This window comes from Arthrobacter sp. 05L428 (assembly GCF_056397665.1).
The window spans coordinates 926,459-945,847 of record NZ_JBFTNW010000001.1; the positions used below are offsets into that span (position 1 = coordinate 926,459).

The 19,389-nt window shown below is 67.9% G+C and carries 15 protein-coding genes and 1 riboswitch; of the genes, 11 read left to right on the forward strand and 4 right to left on the reverse strand.

Annotated elements, in window-relative coordinates; translation table 11 throughout:
• Positions 1-26 precede the first annotated feature (26 nt).
• The 7 genes from coaD (at position 27) to ftsY (ending at position 8,248) form a co-directional block, all read left to right on the forward strand.
• On the forward strand, positions 27-527 hold the full coding sequence (gene coaD / locus AC1DH3_RS04315; protein WP_441417496.1) for a pantetheine-phosphate adenylyltransferase: 501 nt from the start codon (positions 27-29) through the stop codon (positions 525-527).
• Positions 528-702: 175 nt separating this feature from the next.
• Complete coding sequence (locus AC1DH3_RS04320; protein WP_146337283.1) at positions 703-1,227, forward strand: YceD family protein; 525 nt, start codon at positions 703-705, stop codon at positions 1,225-1,227.
• 36 nt (positions 1,228-1,263) lie between these two features.
• Complete coding sequence (gene rpmF, locus AC1DH3_RS04325) at positions 1,264-1,467, forward strand: 50S ribosomal protein L32 (RefSeq protein ID WP_056738282.1); 204 nt, start codon at positions 1,264-1,266, stop codon at positions 1,465-1,467.
• A 21-nt stretch (positions 1,468-1,488) separates the two neighbouring features.
• The gene (rnc, locus tag AC1DH3_RS04330; RefSeq protein ID WP_441417497.1) at positions 1,489-2,268 is read left to right on the forward strand and encodes a ribonuclease III; all 780 of its coding nucleotides are present in this window, start codon (positions 1,489-1,491) and stop codon (positions 2,266-2,268) included.
• 9 nt (positions 2,269-2,277) lie between these two features.
• Positions 2,278-3,264, forward strand: a complete 987-nt coding sequence (gene mutM / locus AC1DH3_RS04335; protein WP_476908669.1) for a bifunctional DNA-formamidopyrimidine glycosylase/DNA-(apurinic or apyrimidinic site) lyase — start codon at positions 2,278-2,280, stop codon at positions 3,262-3,264.
• Between the two features lie 98 nt (positions 3,265-3,362).
• Entirely contained in the window at positions 3,363-6,959 is a 3,597-nt protein-coding gene (gene smc, locus AC1DH3_RS04340; protein WP_476908670.1) for a chromosome segregation protein SMC, read from the forward strand.
• An 80-nt stretch (positions 6,960-7,039) separates the two neighbouring features.
• Positions 7,040-8,248: a signal recognition particle-docking protein FtsY gene (gene ftsY / locus AC1DH3_RS04345; protein ID WP_441417500.1), complete on the forward strand. Its 1,209-nt coding sequence runs from the start codon at positions 7,040-7,042 to the stop codon at positions 8,246-8,248.
• Positions 8,249-8,344: 96 nt separating this feature from the next.
• On the opposite strand, the gene AC1DH3_RS04350 is transcribed toward ftsY, so the two are convergent.
• Positions 8,345-9,748, reverse strand: coding sequence for a hypothetical protein (locus tag AC1DH3_RS04350; protein ID WP_476908671.1), 1,404 nt, complete (start codon positions 9,746-9,748; stop codon positions 8,345-8,347).
• A 296-nt stretch (positions 9,749-10,044) separates the two neighbouring features.
• Complete coding sequence (locus tag AC1DH3_RS04355; protein WP_476908672.1) at positions 10,045-11,292, reverse strand: MFS transporter; 1,248 nt, start codon at positions 11,290-11,292, stop codon at positions 10,045-10,047.
• Between the two features lie 239 nt (positions 11,293-11,531).
• Between AC1DH3_RS04355 and AC1DH3_RS04360 the strand changes: the two genes are divergently transcribed.
• Both AC1DH3_RS04360 and AC1DH3_RS04365 read left to right on the forward strand, forming a co-directional pair.
• The gene (locus tag AC1DH3_RS04360; protein ID WP_441417503.1) at positions 11,532-12,905 is read left to right on the forward strand and encodes an ammonium transporter; all 1,374 of its coding nucleotides are present in this window, start codon (positions 11,532-11,534) and stop codon (positions 12,903-12,905) included.
• Entirely contained in the window at positions 12,902-13,240 is a 339-nt protein-coding gene (locus AC1DH3_RS04365) for a P-II family nitrogen regulator (RefSeq protein ID WP_175320845.1), read from the forward strand. Before AC1DH3_RS04360 ends, AC1DH3_RS04365 begins: the two co-directional genes overlap by 4 nt.
• Before the next feature lie 156 nt (positions 13,241-13,396).
• On the opposite strand, the gene AC1DH3_RS04370 is transcribed toward AC1DH3_RS04365, so the two are convergent.
• The gene (locus AC1DH3_RS04370) at positions 13,397-14,785 is read right to left on the reverse strand and encodes a glucose-6-phosphate dehydrogenase (RefSeq protein WP_476908673.1); all 1,389 of its coding nucleotides are present in this window, start codon (positions 14,783-14,785) and stop codon (positions 13,397-13,399) included.
• Between the two features lie 150 nt (positions 14,786-14,935).
• On the opposite strand from AC1DH3_RS04370, the gene ffh reads away from it, so the two are divergent.
• Together ffh and AC1DH3_RS04380 are read left to right on the forward strand one after the other, a co-directional pair.
• Positions 14,936-16,522, forward strand: a complete 1,587-nt coding sequence (ffh, locus tag AC1DH3_RS04375; RefSeq protein WP_476892345.1) for a signal recognition particle protein — start codon at positions 14,936-14,938, stop codon at positions 16,520-16,522.
• Positions 16,523-16,621: 99 nt separating this feature from the next.
• Positions 16,622-17,356 carry an alpha/beta fold hydrolase gene (locus tag AC1DH3_RS04380; protein ID WP_441417506.1) on the forward strand — a complete coding sequence of 245 codons (735 nt, stop codon included), beginning with the start codon at positions 16,622-16,624 and terminating at the stop codon, positions 17,354-17,356.
• A gap of 67 nt (positions 17,357-17,423) precedes the next feature.
• On the opposite strand, the gene thiC is transcribed toward AC1DH3_RS04380, so the two are convergent.
• Entirely contained in the window at positions 17,424-19,268 is a 1,845-nt protein-coding gene (gene thiC / locus AC1DH3_RS04385; protein WP_476908674.1) for a phosphomethylpyrimidine synthase ThiC, read from the reverse strand.
• A riboswitch (TPP riboswitch) is annotated at positions 19,237-19,344 on the reverse strand. Its footprint overlaps the gene before it by 32 nt.
• Positions 19,345-19,389 lie beyond the last annotated feature (45 nt).

A 19,389-nucleotide genomic window follows, 5' to 3' on the forward strand; every position in this document is an offset into this window, starting at 1 on the left:
CAAGGCCCATGCGGTAGGTTCGGAGCATGAGACGCGCCGTATGCCCTGGCTCCTTTGACCCTATTCACAACGGCCACCTGGAAGTCATAGCCCGGGCGGCCAGCCTCTTCGACGAGGTCATCGTGGCCGTATCCACCAACTACGCCAAGAAATACCGTTTCGGGCTCGAGGAGCGGCTCGACATGGCCCGGGAAACCCTGGCCTCGCTGCGCGGGATCGTGGTGGAACCCGTGGGGGAGGGGCTGCTAGCCGAGTACTGCCGGCAGCGGGGAGCCAATGCGATCGTGAAGGGCCTGCGCTCCTCCTCGGACTTCGACTACGAACTGCCGATGGCCACCATGAACCGGCAGCTGACCGGCGTGGAGACCGTGTTCATTCCGGCCGAGGGCCACTACCTGCACCTGTCCTCCACGCTGATCAAGGAAGTCTTCACCCTCGGCGGCGACGTCGCGGACTTCGTGCCGAAGTCCGTGCTGAAACGGCTGAGGTCCGGCGAGCCGGTCCAGGATCCGCCCCGCAGAGGGTAAGCTTGATCGGTAGTCGGCGGCCTGCTGCCGGTTGCGCGGCCCTGACCGGGCCTCGTGTGCGGAGCTGTTCCGCGCGCTGCCGCCCGGTTTGAGTCCGTCCGGAAGATCAGGCTAAGATGGTACGTCGGTCATATGTTCAACAGGAGTTCTCATTAAGCGAGATGCTAGTTCGCCCCTGGCGTTCGACGTCAAGGACCTCGGACGCAGTCCGGGAAGCATGCGGACACTGACGGAACATGTACCCGCACCAAGTGACCTTGGTGTGGCGCTCATTGGTGTGCAGGAAGGCTCGGACGTCGAGTTGGATCTGCGCTTGGAGGCCGTACACGAAGGAATTCTGGTATCGGGCACCGCAAACGTCGAAGTAACCGGCGAATGCGGTCGATGCCTGGATCCCCTTGCGTATGACCTTGAGGTCAATGTGCAAGAACTTTTCTTCTACGGGGATGCTGAATTCCCGGACGAAGAAGACGAACAAGAGCAACGTCGAGTCGAGCACGATCTGATCGATCTTGAGCCGGTGTTGCGGGACGCAGTTGTCACTATGCTGCCGTTCCAGCCGGTGTGCCGGGAAGACTGCCAGGGCCTTTGCTCCGAATGCGGAGTTCGCCTGGAAGACGAGCCGGGGCACCACCACGAGGTCGTAGATCCTCGCTGGGCTGCCCTAGCTGATCTGGCTAAGCCTGACCGGCAAAACTGATTTGTAAGTGTTGGACTAGAGAGAAATGAGTTAGCCGTGGCTGTCCCGAAGCGGAAAATGTCTCGCTCGAATACCCGCGCCCGCCGCTCCCAGTGGAAGGCAACTGCCCCCCACCTGGTGAAGACCGTGGAAAACGGACAGGTTGTTTACAGCCTGCCGCACCAGGCAAAGGTCGTTACCGACTCGGCTGGCACCGCGCTGTTCCTTGAGTACAAGGGCCGCAAGGTCGCAGACGTCTAATCCGCCAACAGGCTGACTAAGATGTCTTCAACTGAAGAGCTTCTGAAGCGTCTCGGTGTCTCTATTGACGCCGGGACGCTTCGTCTTGCTCTGACACACCGTTCCTACGCCTACGAAAACGGCGGGATCCCCACCAACGAACGGCTCGAGTTCCTCGGCGACTCCATCCTGGGCTTCTCCGTCACCGATGCGCTGTACCGCGACAACCCCGAGCTGCCCGAAGGTGACCTGGCCAAGCGCCGTTCCGCCGTCGTCAGCACCCGGGCGCTGGCCGGCATCGGCCGCAGCATCGGGCTGGGGGAGTACATCTACCTGGGCCAGGGCGAGAAGCTCACCGAGGGCAAGAACAAGGCCTCCATCCTGGCGGACACCATGGAGGCGCTGATCGGCGCCACCTACCTGTCCAACGACCTGGAGACCGCGCGCCAGCTCGTCATGCGGCTGGTCGGCCCGCTGCTCCAGGACGCTGCCGCGCTGGGCGCCGGCACGGACTGGAAGACCAGCATCCAGGAGCTCGCGGCCAGCCGGCAGCTAGGCACGATCAACTATGCCGTGGAGGGCTCCGGCCCGGACCATGCGCGGTCCTTCGAGGCCGTGCTGCGGATCGGTGGCAACGACTACGGCACCGGCTCGGGAAATTCCAAGAAGGAAGCCGAACAGGAAGCAGCCGCCGACGCCTGGCGCCGGCTCTCCGCCCCCGCTCCCGCCCGGACCGCGGACGCCGCTCAGGCCGAGGCCTCGGACGCGCCGGCCGAGGCACCGGCCGACGCCGCGCCGTTCAAGACCCAGACCGGCAGCTAGGCGCCACCCTTGCCTGAACTGCCCGAGGTCGAGGTGGTCCGGCGCGGCCTGGTGAACTGGGTGCGCGGCCGGACCATCACTTCCGTGGAGGTGCTGGATCCGCGCTCCATCCGCCGGCACGCGCTTGGCGTCGAGGACTTTGCCGGAAACCTTGAAGGTGCCCGGGTACTCGACGTCGTCCGTCGCGGAAAGTTCCTGTGGCTGCCGCTGGCGGACACCCCCGCGGGTGCCGGCAGTGCGGCCCCGGGCAGCGAAGGCGCGGCTGCAGGGCCTGCCCCCGCCGTCGCGCTGATGGCCCACCTGGGCATGTCCGGGCAGCTCCTGATGCAGGACGCCGCCGTCGCGGACGAGAAGCACCTGAAGATCCGGCTGAGGCTCAGTCCCGCAGCAGGCATGCCCGAACAGCTGCGCTTCGTGGACCAGCGCATCTTCGGCGGGCTGTTCCTCACCGCGCTGATCCCCACGCCCGACGGCGGTCCCGGCGGCCTCGCGGAGACGCCGTTGCCGCTGATCGCCGAGGAAGCCTCGCACATTGCCCGGGACCCGCTGGACCCGCACTTTTCCTTCGACGTCTTCTACCGGCGGATCCGGGCACGCAAGACCGGCCTCAAGCGGGCGCTCCTGGACCAGGCGCTGGTTTCCGGGATCGGCAACATCTACGCGGACGAGGCGCTCTGGCTGGCCAAACTGCACTACGCCCGGCCCACGGATACCCTCCGCCGGTCCGAGGCGCTGCGGGTGCTCGACGCGGCCCGGCAGGTCATGACGGACGCCCTCGCCGCCGGCGGAACCAGCTTCGATTCGCTCTACGTCAACGTCAACGGCGCCTCCGGCTACTTCGAGCGGTCCCTGAACGCCTACGGCCGCGAGGGCCAGGAATGCCGGCGCTGCGCGGAGGCGGGCATCGTGAGCCTGATGAAGCGCGAACAGTTCATGAACCGCTCCTCCTACACCTGCCCGGTCTGCCAGCCGCGGCCGCGGAACGGACGCTGGTAACCCGGAAGGCAGCGTAAATCCGCTGAATTCGTTGTGGTGCCAGTAGATTTAGGGCAGGAAACACCCCCGCGTCCGCCATACAGGAGACCCGAAACACCTTGCATCTCAAAAGCCTGACCGTCCGCGGATTCAAGTCGTTCGCCTCCGCGACGACGTTCGAATTCGAACCCGGCGTCACCGCCGTGGTCGGACCCAACGGCTCGGGCAAGTCCAACGTGGTCGACGCACTGTCCTGGGTGATGGGCGAACAAGGGGCCAAGACGCTCCGCGGCGGCAAGATGGAAGACGTCATTTTCGCCGGAACCTCCGGCCGGCCGCCGCTGGGCCGCGCCCACGTCTCGCTGACCATCGACAACAGCGACGGCGCGCTGCCGATCGACTACAGCGAAGTCACGATCTCCCGCACGCTGTTCCGCACCGGCGGCTCGGAATATGCGATCAACGGCGCAAGCTGCCGGCTGCTGGACATCCAGGAACTGCTCTCCGACTCCGGCCTGGGCCGTGAGATGCACGTCATCGTCGGGCAGGGGCAGCTGGACAAGGTCCTGCACGCCACCCCGGAGGACCGGCGCGGCTTCATCGAGGAGGCCGCCGGCATCCTCAAGCACCGCCGCCGCAAGGAAAAGACGGTCCGCAAACTCGAAGCCATGCAGGCCAACCTCGCCCGGCTCAGCGACCTCACCGGGGAAATCCGGCGCCAGCTCACCCCGCTGGGCAAGCAGGCCGAGGTGGCCCGCCGCGCCCAGACCGTCCAGTTCGAGGTCCGCGACGCCCGCTCCCGGCTCCTGGCCGACGACCTGGTCCAGCTGCAGTCGGTGCTGGCCCAGGACGTCGCGGATGAGAGCGCGCTGAAGGCCCGCCGCGGCGTCGTCGAACGGGAACTCGAAAGCGGCCGCCAGCGCCAGGCCGGCTTGGAGCAGCTCGCCGCAGAGGCCACGCCAAAGCTCAACGCCGCCCGGGACAACTGGTACCAGCTCTCCTCCGGACGCGAACGGCTGCGCTCCCTCGGATCGCTCGCCGAGGAACGCCGCCGCTTGCTCGGGACCTCCGATGCGGCCCCGGACACCGGCCGCGACCCCGAGCAACTCGACAAGCAGGCAGCCCGGGTCCGCGCGGAACAGGCCGGGCTTGAAGAGCAGATTGTCGAGCAGCGAACCGCCCTCGACGCCGCCACCGCCGCCAAGCAGGACGCCGAAAGCGCAGCCGCGGCGGAGGACAAACGCCTCGCCACCCTGCTCCGGGCCGCCGCCGACCGCCGCGAGGGCCTTGCCCGGCTCGCCGGCCAGGTGGGTGCTGCGAGGTCCCGGGTCGAATCCGCCCAGGCCGAACTCGGCCGGCTGAGGGAATCGCAGAAGTCCGGTGAGGAACGGCGCCGCCTCGCCCAAAGCGAGTTCACCGCCCTCGAATCCCAGGTGGCCGGCGTCGAGGACGGCGAGGAAACCCTCGACGCCGAATACGAAGCCGCAAGCGACGCCCTCGACGCCGTCGTAGCCGAAATCGACGCCCTCAAGGCCGCCGAACGCGAAGGCGAGCGGGAACGCGACGCCCTTGTGGCCCGCCGGGACGCCCTGCAGCTTGGCCTGAACCGCAAGGACGGCTCCGAACATGTGGTTGCCGCGGGGCTGCCCGGCGTGCTGGGTCCGCTCGCGGGCATGCTGAGCGTGGAGACCGGCTACGAGGCCGCCATCGCCGCCGCGCTGGGCAGCTGCTCCGACGCCGTCGTTGTCCGCGACGCCGCCGCGGCCGCCGCGGCCGTGCAGCTGCTGAAAGACGACGACGCCGGCCGCGCCGCACTGCTGCTCGCCGACGGATCCGGGACAGCCGCGAAAGCCCCGGAGGGAGAACTGCCCGCGGGCGCCCGCTGGGCCGCAGGACTCGTCAGCCCGGCCGGCGACAAGAACGGCGGCACCGGCCTGCCGCTGGGGCAGTTGCTCGAAGGCACCGCTGTCGTCGAGGACCTCGACGCCGCGGCCCGGCTCATAGCCGCCCGGCCGGAACTGACTGCGGTGACCCGCACCGGGGACGTGTTCACTGCTCTGAGCGTCAGCGGCGGCTCCGCCACGGCGCCGTCGCTGCTGGAGGTCCAGGCCGCCGTCGACGACGCCGCCGCCCGGCTCGCCGGCGTGGCGGCCGGGCTGGAACGCAACCGCTTCGCCCTGGCCGCCGCCGAATCCCGCCGGGCCGCCGCCCAGGACCGCGCCGACGCCGCCCTTGAAAAGCTGCACGACTCGGACGCCCGGCTCGCCGCCGTGGCCGAACGGCTGGGCCACCTGAACTCGGTGCTGCGCAGCGCCGTCGGGGAAAGTGAACGCCTCGCCGCGTCGCTGGCCCGGGCGGAGGCGAACATCCAGGCGGAGCAGGAGTCGCTGGAGGCTGTCGCCGCCCGGCTGGCCGCGGCCCAGGAGGCCCCCGCCGAGGACGAGCCCTCGCCGGAACACCGCGATGCCCTCGCCCTCGCGGCGTCCGCGGCCCGCGCGGCTGAAATGGAGGCCCGCCTCACGCTGCGCAGCGCGGAGGAGCAACTGACCGCCCTCCGCAACCGGGCCGCGTCGCTGGAACGGGCCGCCGCCACCGAACGCCGCGCCCGCGAGGAGGCCGCCGAACGGGCCCGCCGCCGCCGGCTCCAGGCCGGCCGCGCCGCAGCCGTGGCCGCCGCCGTCGGGCAGGTGATCGGTTTCATCGACGTGTCGGTGGAACTGGCCCGCCGCGAACGCGACCGCGCCGAGGAGCGCCGCGAGCAAATGGAGCGTGAACTGTCCGCGGTCCGCGCCGGCAACGACGCCCTCGCCCGTGAACTGGCTGAGCTGACCGACTCTGTGCACCGGGACGAACTGGCCCGCGCGCAGCAGCGCCTGCGGATCGAAGCCCTTGAGCTGCGCAGCGTCGAGGAACTCGGACTGACCGCGGACCAGCTGGTCGCCGACTTCGGCCCCGACCAGCCCGTACCGCTGCCGGCCGGCGAGTCGGCGGACAAGTGGGCGGCCCTCCGCGCCCCCGTGGACGAGGACGGACACGAGATCGTCGACGGCAAACCCTTCGTCCGCGAGGAGCAGGAAAAGCGGCTCCGCAAGGCCGAACGCGACCTCTCCGCCCTGGGCCGGGTCAACCCGCTCGCGCTGGAGGAGTTCGCGGCCCTCGAGGAGCGCCACCAGTTCCTGAGCACGCAGCTGGAGGACCTCAAGTCCAGCCGCAAGGACCTGCTGGACATCATCAAGGAAGTCGACGAACGCGTGCAGAAGGTCTTCGCCGAGGCCTTCGAGGACACCGCGGCGCAGTTCGTCCGCGTCTTCGCCCGGCTATTCCCGGGCGGCGAAGGCCGGCTGGTGCTGACCGACCCCTCGGACATGCTCACCACCGGCATCGAGGTGGAGGCGCGCCCCGCCGGCAAGAAGATCAAGCGGCTTTCCCTGCTGTCCGGCGGAGAACGGTCGCTGACGGCGGTGGCTTTGCTGGTGGCGATCTTCAAGGCCCGGCCCTCGCCGTTCTACGTCATGGACGAGGTGGAGGCCGCCCTGGACGACACCAACCTGGGCCGCCTGATCACCATCTTCGAGGAACTGCGCGAGTCCAGCCAGCTGATCGTCATCACGCACCAGAAACGCACCATGGAGGTCGCGGACGCACTCTACGGCGTCACGATGCGCGGCGACGGCGTCTCCACCGTGATCAGCCAGCGGCTGGGGGCCGAGGTCTGAGGTCCGGGCGCCTGAAGGCCTGCTCCGGACGGAGCCGGGGCTGCAACCGGGGCGTTTGGGGTTTGTGAGAAGCTAGGGGAGTGAACGACATCCTCCCCATCATCCTGCCCATCCTCGTTGCCCTGGTGGTCCTCGGTGCGCTGATTCCGGTGCTCATGAAGACCCGGAAGAACATCACCAACTACCCGTCGCAGCGCGACGCGAACGACCCCGTGCAGGGTACCGGCGGCGGCACGCTGCTGGAGGACCGTCCCGCTCCGCCCCGCGGGGCCACGGCGCCGGACGCCGTCGACCTCGAAGGCCTCGAAACCGTCGAGGTGCCGGACAACGTCGCGGGCCTCGAGACCGTTCCGGTCGAGACCCCGCTGCCGGTGGCAGGCCGCCTGACCCGACTGCGCGAACGCCTGGTCAAGTCCAACAACATCCTCGGCAAGGGCCTGCTCGCCCTGCTCTCCGCGGACAAAATCGACGAAAACGTCTGGGACGAGGTCGAGGAGACCCTGCTGCTGGCGGACCTCGGTACGGAACCGACGATGCAGCTCGTGGACGCCCTCCGCGAACGTGTCAAGGTGCTCGGTACCCGTTCGCCCGAGCAGGTCAAGGCCCTGCTGCGCGAGGAACTCATCAAGCTCGTGGACCCCACGATGGACCGCAGCCTGAACGTCGAGCGGCACGCGGATAAGCCCGCCGTGATGATGGTGGTCGGCGTCAACGGCGTGGGTAAGACCACCACGGTCGGCAAGCTCGCCCGCGTGCTTGTTGCCGAGGACAAGGACGTGCTGCTTGGTGCCGCCGACACCTTCCGTGCCGCCGCGGCTGAGCAGCTCGCCACCTGGGGCCAGCGCGTCGGCGTCCCCACGGTCAAGTCCGACATCGACGGCGCGGACCCGGCGTCCGTCGCCTACGAGGCGGTCAAGGCCGGCATCGACCAGGAAGTCGACGTCGTCATGATCGACACCGCGGGCCGGCTGCAGAACAAGGTCGGCCTGATGGACGAGCTCGGCAAGGTCAAGCGCGTGATCGAAAAGCTCGCCGAGGTGGACGAGGTGCTCCTGGTCCTGGACGCGACCACCGGCCAGAACGGACTGAACCAGGCCCGCGTCTTCGCCGAGGTCGTGAACATCACCGGCATCGTGCTGACCAAGCTGGACGGCACCGCCAAGGGCGGCATCGTCGTCGCGATCCAGAAGTCGCTCGGGGTGCCGGTCAAACTGATCGGCCTCGGCGAGGGCGCGGACGACCTGGCGCCCTTCGACGCCGAAAGCTTCGTGGACGCGCTGCTGAACTAGCAACTCAGCAGTCCAACTAGCTCGCACTTGTTGTCGTTTTCAGCGCTCAAAACGACAACTCGTGCGAGCTAGTTTGGGTTAATCCGTAGCGTCCGGTCAGTAGCTGAAGTTCAGCACCGTGACGGTGCCGGCCGTCAGCATTAACTTCTGCGTAGCCGAGCCGTAGGCGAAGCCCGGCACCGTCAGACGCTTGGCGGCCGGGACCGGCGAATCCTTGGCCCCGTCGATCACCGTGCTGTCCTGCGCGTTCAAGCGGGGCCCGCTGAGCTGTGTCATGGTTCCGCGTCGGGCACGGCCGGGCAGCTTCAGCGAAACTTCGGTCTGGCCGTACTTCGCGGGGTCGTTTTCGTTGACGATGACCACAGTGGTGCTTCCGTCCGCGTTGCGCAGTGCATAACTGTTGGTCAAGCCTCCGCCCTTGCTCTCGAGTTGCAGGAACTTCCCTGGCGCCAGGTCAGCGACCATCGCCATCCCGAAGTAGTTCGCTCGAGGGACCATCTGGCCGTTGGGCTTGAGGTAGGGCCCGCCGCTGCACAATACGGACATGGGAGGCCCACCCTTGCAGGTCGACAGGGAACTGTGGAAGCCCAGCCGGGTGACGCCCAGGCGGGCGGCATTGAGCGCGTAGTCCGCGGCCCACAGCGCCGCCGCATGCGTCTTGGTGGTCTGGTTGGACCCTGGGCAGGCTGACATGCCGGTCTCCGCGAGCCAGGTCTCTACTCGGGCGGCTTTGGCCACCTTAAGGGCACTCTCCTGGTAAGTTGCGGCGCGCTGGCGGTTGAGCCGTCCCAGAAGGTTGGAGATTGTGGGGAAGTCCGGAGACTTCGTGTCCTTGCAGCTGGAGAGCCGGTAGTTGTGGAAAGACAGGACTTTCTTCTGCGGCAGCTTGGCGTCGACAAAGGGCTTCCACCATTTCTGGTCGTAGACGCCGGGCCCTGAAATGGTGACGCCGGGGGCGACCGCATGTATGGCTTTTGCATAGGCTTTGAGCTGAGCGACGTACTCCTCGACGCCGTAGCTGGCCGGCCGCAGTTTCGTGGCGGCAAACCCGTTCGGTTCGTTCCCGACGGTAAAGCTCAGCAGCCGCGGGCCGAAGATCCGGGACGCGTTCTTGATCATGTCCGCTGCCCGCCGGGGGTTGTAGTGTCCCAGGTCCACCGTGAGGCTGATCCTGGCATTGGTCGCATTCAGGAGAGCCGCCACCCGCTGCAGGTCGGCCGGCGTGACTACCTTGGCCGGGTGGGCTTTGTCTCCTTTGTAGTTCTTTGGCAGTGCTTCGCCTGAGGACGTCCAGAAGAATCGACGGTCAACGGAGTTACCCCCAAACCGCAGGACGGTGCCGTCCGAGCCTTTGAGGAGCTTCACCATCGAGGCATTCTCCGCGCCCAAAGCGGGATCCGCGAGGTCGGTCGCTTCCAGGGAAATTCCGACGGTGCCCTTGTTCAGGCTCGTTCCGACCGGCACGTCCGTTACCGCCAGCGTCAGCGGAGCCACTTTCATCAAGGGGGAGCCCGGCGGGGGCGGGATCTGCTTATAGAAGGTGGCGTCTGCGCTCTTGTCCTTCTGGGCAGGCTGCCTAGGGCTGTCCCGGGGCGTGGGTTCGGCCTTTTCCGACGTCGCATTGGGTTCCGATGTCGCACTGGGGTTCGACGACACGGTGGGCATGCCGGCAACGAGCGCGACGGCGGCAAGGACCGCAATTGTCGCGAGGAGGCGTGTGATTTTTCGGGAAGGGCGGCGTCTGCGGGAGACTGGTTCCGCATCGAGTGCCGGGTGGTCGGTCCGGGGCATCTCGGCTAGCCCCGGGCGGGGGTGCGCTGGAAGGTCTCCCGGGCCAGCAGCCAGCCCGCGGCCGCCGCGAGCAGCACCCCGCCGGTCACGCCGAACGCCCAGCCGTAGCCCAGCCGGTCCGCCAGCAGCCCCGCGATCACGGGCCCCACGATCGCGCCGCTGTCCGCGGTCATCTGGAACACGGCAAGCACCCGGCCGCCGGAGCGCTCGTTGCCCACGACGTCGGCAATCGCCGCCTGCTGCGCGGGCCCGAGCAGGCCGGACCCGATGCCGGCGACGGTCGAGGCCAGCAGGAACCAAGGAAGCTCGTGAGTGAAGCCGATGGCGGCGGTGGCGAGGCCGGTGACGACGAGCCCGGCGAGCATCATCGGCTTCCGGCCCAGGTTGTCCGCGAGCCGCCCGGAAAAGGTCAGCGCCGCGGCGTTGCCGGCGGCGAACACGGCCAGTGCCCAGCCCGCGGACGAGGACCCCGCTCCGAGCGCCGCGACGGCGAAAAGCGGCACCGTGGCCATCCGGACGCCGAAGGTGGCCCAGCCGTTGGCGAAGCTGGAGGCCAGCCCGGCCCGGTAGGCGCTGTCCCTCAGCGCCTCCCGGAGCAGCATTGCCGGGGCCGCCGCACCCGCCTCACGGGAACCTGCCGGGACATGGCTGAGCTGGGTCTGCACAACGGCGGCGGCGAGCACCAGCGCGGCCGCGTAGGCCAGGAACGGCACCCGAAGTCCGAAGCTGGCCAGCAGCCCGCCGACGATCGGCCCGCACACGTTGCCGATCAGGAAGGCCGAGGCGTAGGCACCCGAGACGCGCCCCCGGCTTTCCGGCGGCGCCAGCCGCACCACGAGGGCCATCGACGCCACCGTGAACATCACCGATCCCACGCCGCCCAGACCGCGGAAGACCAGCAGTTGCCAGTAGTCCTGGGCGAAGGCGCAGGCCGCCGTGGACGCGGCCACGATCAGCAGCCCGGCCACGTACACCGGCCGTTCGCCCAGCCGCACGATCAGCGCCCCGCCGGCCGGAGCGAAGACGAGCCGCATGAACGCGAAGATACTGACAATCACGGCCGCCGCTGTGGCGCCGACGTCGAAAGTGGTGGCGAACTGGGGGAGCACCGGCGCGACGAGGCCAAAGCCCAGCGCGATGAGGAAGGCGGCAACCAGCATCACCTTGATGTCCCGGGGCAGGCGGGGGCCGCCGGGGCGGCGGAGTCCGGCAGGGGGCCGGATTCCGTTGGCGGAACGGGACGCTTTGCTCATGGTGCTGCTTTCGGTGCTGCTTCTGATGCCCAAGGGCAGGCAGGGGCGTGATGGAACGCGTGAAACATAACCGTAACAAGCGCGAGACGCACCATTTACTTCCGGGAGGTTCTTGTAACAACCCGGCAATGTAAATCCTCAGCCGGTGAAACACGGCAACTGCAAACTTTTCTTAGAACGCAAAAATGCGTTGGACTGGCGGACAAGTCCGCACCTAAGAGCAAGAGAGGACGCAGACCATGGAACTCACCGCAGGTCTCGTTTGGCTCCTGGTCGCATCAGCCCTCGTGCTGTTCATGACCCCGGGCCTGGCATTCTTCTATGGCGGCATGACACGCGCCAAGTCGGCTTTGAACATGATGATGATGAGCTTCGTTGCCATTGGAACCGTTGGCATCATGTGGGTCCTGTGGGGCGCTTCGATGGCTACGAGCAACACCGACAACTTCTTCCAGATCTTCGCTAACCCTTTCAGCCACTTCGGGTTGCACAACTTCACGGAGCCGGCGGACCTGCTCAAGGTGGGCTACGCGGCGACCTTCGCCATCATCACGGTGGCACTGATCTCCGGCGCGGTCGCTGACCGGGCCAAGTTCTCCGCATGGGTCATCTTCACGCCCATCTGGGCCACCCTCGTCTACGCGCCGCTGGCCTTCATGGTCTGGGGCGGGGGCCTCTTCTCCAAGGACGGCTGGTTCGGCCAGACGTTTGCCCCGGTGATCGACTTCGCCGGCGGAACCGTGGTGCACATCAACGCCGGCGTCGCCGGGCTCATTCTGGTTCTGATCATTGGCAACCGCAAGGGCTTCGGCAAGGACCCGAACCACCGCCCCCACAATGTCCCGTTCGTCATGCTGGGCGCCGCAATCCTTTGGTTCGGCTGGTTCGGCTTCAACGCCGGTGCCGCCGCCACGGTTGAGCAGGCCGGCCTGATCTGGATCAACACCCTCGCTGCTCCGGCCGCCGCAATGCTCGGCTGGCTCGCTGTCGAACGCTTCCGCGACGGCCACCCGACCTCCCTGGGCGCCGCTTCCGGTGTGGTGGCCGGCCTGGTCGCGATCACGCCGGCCTGCGCCAACGTCTCCCCGCTCGGCGCGATCGCCCTGGGCGTCGTCGCCGGTGTGGCCTCGGCCCTCGCCGTCGGCCTGAAGTTCAAGTTCGGCTACGACGACTCGCTCGACGTCGTCGGCGTGCACCTTGTTTCGGGTGTCGTCGGCACCGTGGCGATCGGCTTCCTGGCCACCCCGGCCCAGGGCACCGCGGGTCTGTTCTACGGCGGCGGCACGACGCAGCTCGTGGCGCAGGTTCTCGCAGCGCTGCTCGCCGTAGCCTTCACCGCAATCATGACCTTCATCATCGCCTTCCCGATCCACAAGTTGATGGGCTTCCGGGTGTCCCAGGAGCAGGAAGTCGTGGGTGTGGACCTGAGCCTGCACGCCGAGACTGCCTACGAGTTCGGCGTCGGAGGCCACGGCGGAAGCTTCCAGCCGCTGCACGAACTGATCACCGGCAAGTCGCTGGGCGACAGTGCTGAAGTACCGGCAGCCGAGGCCGTGGACGTCAAGTCGAACGGCAAGAAGTCAGCAGCTGGCAAGGAAAGCGTGGAAGCATGAAACTGATTACCGCAATCGTCCGTCCGGAAAAGCTCGACACCATCAGGGAAGGCCTGGAGGCCTACGGCGTGCAGGGCCTCACGGTCAGCGCGGCCAGCGGCTACGGCCGGCAGCGCGGCTACACCGAGGTGTACCGCGGCGCCGAGTACAACGTGGACCTGCTGCCCAAGATCCGGGTCGAGGTCCTGGCCACTGACGAACAGGCGGACGACATCCTGGACGTCATCATCGCCAGCTCGAACACCGGCCGGGCCGGCGACGGGAAGGTCTGGACGATGGACGTGTTCGAGGCGGTCCGCGTCCGAACCGGTGAACGCGGCGCGGCAGCCATCTAGGCTGCAGCCCTCCAGCCGCTGCCGCGCGAGCGGACCGCGATCGGGGGTTGCGACGGCGGGCCGGGCACCTGGAAAGGTGCCCGGCCCGCATTTTTTGTTGCGTGCGTTGGGGCCGCTAGCGCCTGCGGGAGCGCCCGACGTCGGGCGCCGCCTGCCTTACGCCGGCCAGCCCTCCGGACCGGGCGTGCCGGCGGCATATTCCTCCAGCGGGACGCTGTCACGGGCCCAGGCCTTGAGCACGGGTTCGAGGATACGCCAGCAGTCTTCCGCGGTGTCACCGCGCACGGACAGCAGCGGGTCGCCGGTGAGCACCCCTTCAAGCACTTCACCGTAGGGGAGCAGCTCGGAGGCGCTGAGTTCCGCCTTCAGGGTGGCCCGGTCCAGGCTGAGCACGTTGCCGGGGCCGTTCACGTCGACGTCGAACTGCAGCGTGTCCGGGCCGAAGCCGATGCGCAGCTGGTTGGGGGAGTCCACCCCGGTGAAGCCCTTGGGCAGGTGCGGCACCGGCCGGAACGTGACCACGGCTTCCTTGCGCATGGCGCCCAGCGCCTTGCCTGAGCGGAGGATGAACGGCACGCCCTGCCAGCGCCAGTTGTCGATGTCCACCTGCACCTCGGCAAGGGTCTCGGTGTTGCGGGACGCGTCCACGCCCTCTTCCTTGGCGTAGTCCGGGACCTTCCGGCCGTCGATGGAGCCTGCCGTGTACCGGGCGCGGCGGGTGTTCTTGGCGTACGGCGCCTTGATGCTGCTGGCCCGCAGGAGCGTGGCGACGGCGTCGCGCAGGTCCCGCTCGTCCACCGAAGCGGGCGGTTCTATTGCCATCAGGGCCATGATTTGCAGCAGGTGGCTCTGGATCATGTCGCGCAGTGCGCCGGCGCCGTCGTAGTAGCGGGCCCGGCCTTCCAGCGCGAGGTCCTCATCGAAGATGATCTCCACCTTCTCGACGCAGTCCCGGTTCCACACCGGCTCCAGGAAGGTGTTCGCAAAGCGCAGGCCCAGGATGTTCAGTACCGTGGCCTTGCCCAGAAAGTGATCCACCCGGTGGATGTGGTCCTCCGGGACCAGTGCGGCCAGGGTCTTGTTCAGGTCCCGTGCCGATTCTTCGCTGGACCCGAACGGCTTCTCCATCACCAGCCGGGTCCCGGCGGGGACCTGCTCCGGGGTCAGGGCTTCGCAGGCCAGCTGGCTGATCTTCGGCGGCAGGGCGAAATAGACAGCCACCGGTCCTTCCAGCGTGGCCAAGAGGCTGGCCAGCTGCCCTTCGGCGGTGACGTCCAGCTGGTGGTAGCTGGTGCTTTCGCGGATCCGTTTCAGCTCCCGCTTGCCGCTGGAGTCGGCCTGGGAGTTGGCGTCGGCGAAGGAGGTCTCAAGGCGTTCCAGCCACTGTTCCGAAGTCCAGTCGTCCGAGCCCGCGCCCACCAGGGTGAGGCCGGATGCGTGGCCCCTCGCCACCAGCCGGGCCAGTCCCGGCAGCAGCAGCCTGCCGGTAAGGTCGCCCGAGGCGCCGAGGATGAGCAGGGTTTTTACTGTTGGTTGACTGGTCACCTAAGCCAGCATGCCATCTTGAAGGCGGGTCTTGGTACCCTAGATAGTCGAGTCCCGTTGTCGAGGCAGTTCGTTCCGGCGAAACAGTCACGACTCTGGCGTGCCGCACTGGCCGCCAGCTGTAGATCCACTGAAAGAAGTGCACGGCGCGTGTTCAATTCACTCTCTGACCGGTTGACAGCAACCTTCAAGAACCTCCGTGGCAAGGGCCGCCTCACCGAGGCAGACGTTGACGCCACGGTCCGCGAGATCCGGCGTGCCCTGCTGGACGCCGACGTTGCCGTCCCGGTGGTCAGGGAGTTCACCGCCCGCGTGCGCGAGCGGGCCCTCGGCGTCGAGGTCTCCGGTGCGCTGAACCCGAGCCAGCAGATCGTGAAGATCGTCAACGAGGAACTCGTCGAGATCCTCGGCGGCGAGACCCGCCGGATCCGGCTGGCCAAGACCGGGCCGACCATCATCATGCTCGCCGGCCTCCAGGGTGCCGGTAAGACCACCCTCGCCGGCAAGCTTTCCAAGTTCCTCAAGGCGCAGGGCCACAGCCCCATGCTGGTCGCCTGCGACCTGCAGCGCCCCAATGCCGTGACGCAGCTGCAGGTTGTCGGCCAGCGGGCCGGCGTTCCCGTCTTTGCCCCGCACCCGGGGGCCACCTCCTCCGAGCTGGACCACCCTGCCGGTGACCCGGTCGCCGTCGCCCGTGCCGGCGTCGAGGAAGCCAAGCGCACGCTGCACGACGTCGTGATCGTGGACACCGCCGGCCGGCTTGGCGTCGACGCCGAAATGATGGAACAGGCCCGCCAGATCCGCCGGGCCATCGTCCCCAACGAAGTCCTCTTCGTGATCGACTCGATGATCGGCCAGGACGCCGTCAACACGGCAATGGCCTTCGATGAAGGCGTCAACTTCACCGGCATCGTGCTCTCCAAGCTCGACGGCGACGCCCGCGGCGGTGCCGCGCTGTCCGTCGCGTCGGTCACCGGGAAGCCGGTCATGTTTGCGTCCACCGGCGAAGGCCTGGACGACTTCGAGCTCTTCCACCCGGACCGGATGGCCTCGCGCATCCTCGACATGGGCGACGTGCTCACCCTGATCGAACAGGCCGAGAAGTCCTGGGACAAGGACGAAGCGGCCCGGATGGCGAAGAAGTTCGCCGACCAGGAAGACTTCACCCTCGAGGACTTCCTCGCCCAGATGCAGCAGATCCGCAACATGGGCTCGATGAAGAAAATGCTCATGATGATGCCGGGCGCGCAGAACATCCGGCAGCAGCTGGAGCAGTTCGACGAGCGTGAGATTGACCGGGTCGAGGCTATTGTCCGGTCCATGACCCCGCACGAGCGGGTGGCCCCGAAGATCATCAACGGCTCCCGCCGCGCCCGCATCGCCCGCGGTTCCGGCGTGCACGTCTCCGAGGTCAACGGCCTGCTGGAACGCTTCGCGCAGGCACAGAAGATGATGAAGAAGATGGCCGCCGGCGGAGGGATGCCCGGGATGCCGGGGATGCCCGGCATGGGCGGCGGCGGAGCCCGCAAGGGGGCCAAGAACGCACCGAAGAAGAAAGCCCGCTCCGGCAACCCGGCCAAGGCCGCGCAGGAGCTCAAGGACGCGGAGGCACGGCGCGCCGCTGGCCCCAAGGCTGTGCCCACCGGTGCGGCCTTCGGCCAGCAGGGCGGGGAATTCGACCCGTCCCAGCTGAACCTGCCCAAGGGTTTCGACAAGTTCCTCGGCGGCAGCAAGTAGCGGAAGCCGCCTTGGCGCTGGCAGTACCTCGGTGGCCAGGATGTCGGCGTGCAGGATGTCGTCGGCTTCGATGACGGACCGGTGCCATAGGCTTAGGGCATGTTCAAGCAGCGCGTAGTTTTCGTCCACGGGGCCGGCAGTTTTGGCGCCGCGGCGTGGCCGAAGCAGCACGGCATGGCGCTGAGCTACGACGCCTTGTTCCTGCGGCGGCACGGCTTTGACGCCGTCGCCGAGCCGCAGGAGACGGACTTCGCCGCCGACGCCGCAATTGTGCTGCGGGCCCTGGCCGACGACGGCCGCGGCGCTGCCGGCGGCCACGTGGTGGCCCATTCGCAGGGTGCGATCGCGGCGATGATGGCGGCCGTCGAACGCCCCGACCTGGTGCAGTCGCTGACCCTGGTGGAGCCGGCCTGCCTGTCCTTGACCGCGGAGCTCCCGGCCAGCGCTGCGCACCGGGCGCTCATGCAGCCGCTCTTCGACGTCCGGCACAGCCTCAGCGACGACGACTTCCAGCGGGAATTCGTCCGCCGTGCCTTCGCCGCCGGCGCCCCGGGAGCCATGACGCCGGAGGCCCTCCGGGCGGCGCGCCGGCTGCGGCTGCAGGCACCGCCGTGGGAAGCGCCGCTGCACATCGTTCCCGGCGTGCCCACCCTGGTCCTTACCGGTGGCTGGGAGCCGCTCTACGAGGAAATCGCCGGCTACCTGAGGGAGACGGGCGCCCTGCACCGCACCGCACCCGGAGGGCACCGGCCGCAGGACTCAAAAGAGGGCGACCGCGCCATCCGCACGTTCATCGCCGACGTCAACCGCAGCCGGCACGCCCACGCCTCGTAGGAGTGGCCGGCCGGACGCCTACCCCGCAGGGCAGGCGCCCGGCCGCGGCCTAGGGCTGTGCCTGTGCCTAGGCCTGTACCGCTGACTGTGCGCCCACGGTGGGCTCGGGCAGGTAGACCTTGCCTCCGGCCGCCAGAAATTCGTCGCTTTTCCTCCGCATTCCGTCCGCCAGCTGTGCCAAGGCTGCCCGGGAATCCGCCGAACCGTACTCGTCCCGGATGTCCTGGCTGATCCGCATGGAGCAGAACTTCGGCCCGCACATCGAACAGAAATGGGCTGTCTTAGCCGGCTCCGCCGGCAAAGTCTCGTCGTGGAATGCCTCAGCCGTCACCGGGTCCAGGGACAGCGCGAACTGGTCCCGCCAACGGAATTCAAACCGGGCCTTGGATAGGGCATCGTCGCGTTCGTGCGCTCCGGGGTGGCCCTTGGCAAGATCGGCGGCGTGGGCGGCGATCTTGTAGGTGATCACGCCGGTCTTCACGTCGTCCTTGTTGGGCAGGCCGAGGTGCTCCTTCGGCGTGACGTAGCACAGCATGGCGGTCCCGTAGCGGGCGATCTCGGTGGCGCCGATCGCCGAGGTGATGTGGTCATAGCCCGGTGCGATATCCGTGACCAGCGGCCCCAGCGTGTAGAAGGGCGCGCCCTTGCAGAGTTCCTGCTGGCGCTCCACGTTTTCCCGGACGAGGTGGAACGGCACGTGTCCCGGGCCCTCCACCATGACCTGGACATCGAAGTCCCAGGCCCGTTGCGTGAGCTCCGCCAGGGTGTCCAGTTCGGCGAACTGGGCAGCGTCGTTGGCGTCCGCCGTCGACCCCGGCCGCAGGCCGTCGCCGAGTGAGAAGGCGACGTCGTAGCGGGCGAAAATTTCGCACAACTCGTCGAAATGCGTGTAGAGAAAGTTCTCCTGGTGGTGTGCGAGGCACCACCCAGCCATGATGGAACCTCCGCGGGACACGATGCCGGTGACCCGGTTGGCGGTCAACGGGACGTACCGCAGCAGCAACCCGGCGTGGATCGTCATGTAGTCGACGCCCTGCTCGCACTGTTCGATCACCGTGTCACGGAAGATCTCCCAGGTCAGGGCGTTTGCTTCGCCGTTCACCTTCTCCAGTGCCTGATAGATCGGGACGGTGCCGATGGGGACGGGCGAGTTGCGGATGATCCATTCGCGGGTCGTATGGATGTCGTCCCCGGTCGAAAGGTCCATCACCGTGTCCGCCCCCCATTGCGTGGCCCATTGGAGCTTGTCGACCTCCTCGGCGATGGAACTGCTTACCGCGGAGTTGCCGATGTTCGCGTTGATCTTCACCAGGAACGCCTTCCCGATGATCATCGGCTCGGACTCCGGGTGGTTGATGTTGCTTGGGATGATGGCCCGGCCGGCGGCGACTTCGCCGCGGACAAGCTCGACGTCGCAGTTCTCCCGCAGCGCGACGAAACGCATCTCCGGTGTCACGATGCCGTGCCGCGCATAATGCATCTGGGTAACCGTTCGGCCTTCGACGGCGCGACGCGGCTCGGGCGGTGCGCCCCGCCATTCAGCCGAGGCGGCGCCGCGCCTGACCGCGGACTTGCCGTCGTCGAGCAGAGTGCGTTCCCGGCCGCTGTACGGCTCCGTGTCCGCGCGCCCGGCGATCCAGTCACGGCGGAAAGCGGCGAGTCCCACCACCGGGTCGCTGCCCGGGCCCGCGGTGCGGTAGACCCGGAACGGAGGATTCCCGACGCCGCCAGGGGACGGTGCCAGGGCGATTTCGGTTACCGGGACGCGGATCCCGCCGTCCTCGACGTACGCGAGGGCATGCGACTTCAGGGACTGCGTCACGGTAGCTGCTGCGGCGCTGTTCCCATTCTGGGCAGGGCTCTGCTGTGGATTTGTTGCGCTCAAAGAGATACTCACTTCCTTCGCCGGCATTACCCGGACAGGTTCAACGGTCGCAGGCTGCGTCAGCCCGATCTCAGCCCCTGCAAGGGCACCCGTGTGGTCGTAGACGAAGCTACCACAGGCCGACGGGAAGCCGTCGAGGGGCTGGGGG

Bases quoted from the DNA above. Each gene is read 5' to 3' on its own strand.
- rnc (WP_441417497.1), top strand. From the start codon at position 1,489: ATGTCTTCAACTGAAGAGCTTCTGAAGCGTCTCGGTGTCTCTATTGAC.
- coaD (WP_441417496.1), top strand. From the start codon at position 27: ATGAGACGCGCCGTATGCCCTGGCTCCTTTGACCCTATTCACAACGGC.
- AC1DH3_RS04365 (WP_175320845.1), top strand. From the start codon at position 12,902: ATGAAACTGATTACCGCAATCGTCCGTCCGGAAAAGCTCGACACCATC.
- AC1DH3_RS04355 (WP_476908672.1), bottom strand. From the start codon at position 11,292: ATGAGCAAAGCGTCCCGTTCCGCCAACGGAATCCGGCCCCCTGCCGGA.
- thiC (WP_476908674.1), bottom strand. From the start codon at position 19,268: ATGCCGGCGAAGGAAGTGAGTATCTCTTTGAGCGCAACAAATCCACAG.
- AC1DH3_RS04350 (WP_476908671.1), bottom strand. From the start codon at position 9,748: ATGAAAGTGGCTCCGCTGACGCTGGCGGTAACGGACGTGCCGGTCGGA.
- AC1DH3_RS04360 (WP_441417503.1), top strand. From the start codon at position 11,532: ATGGAACTCACCGCAGGTCTCGTTTGGCTCCTGGTCGCATCAGCCCTC.
- AC1DH3_RS04380 (WP_441417506.1), top strand. From the start codon at position 16,622: ATGTTCAAGCAGCGCGTAGTTTTCGTCCACGGGGCCGGCAGTTTTGGC.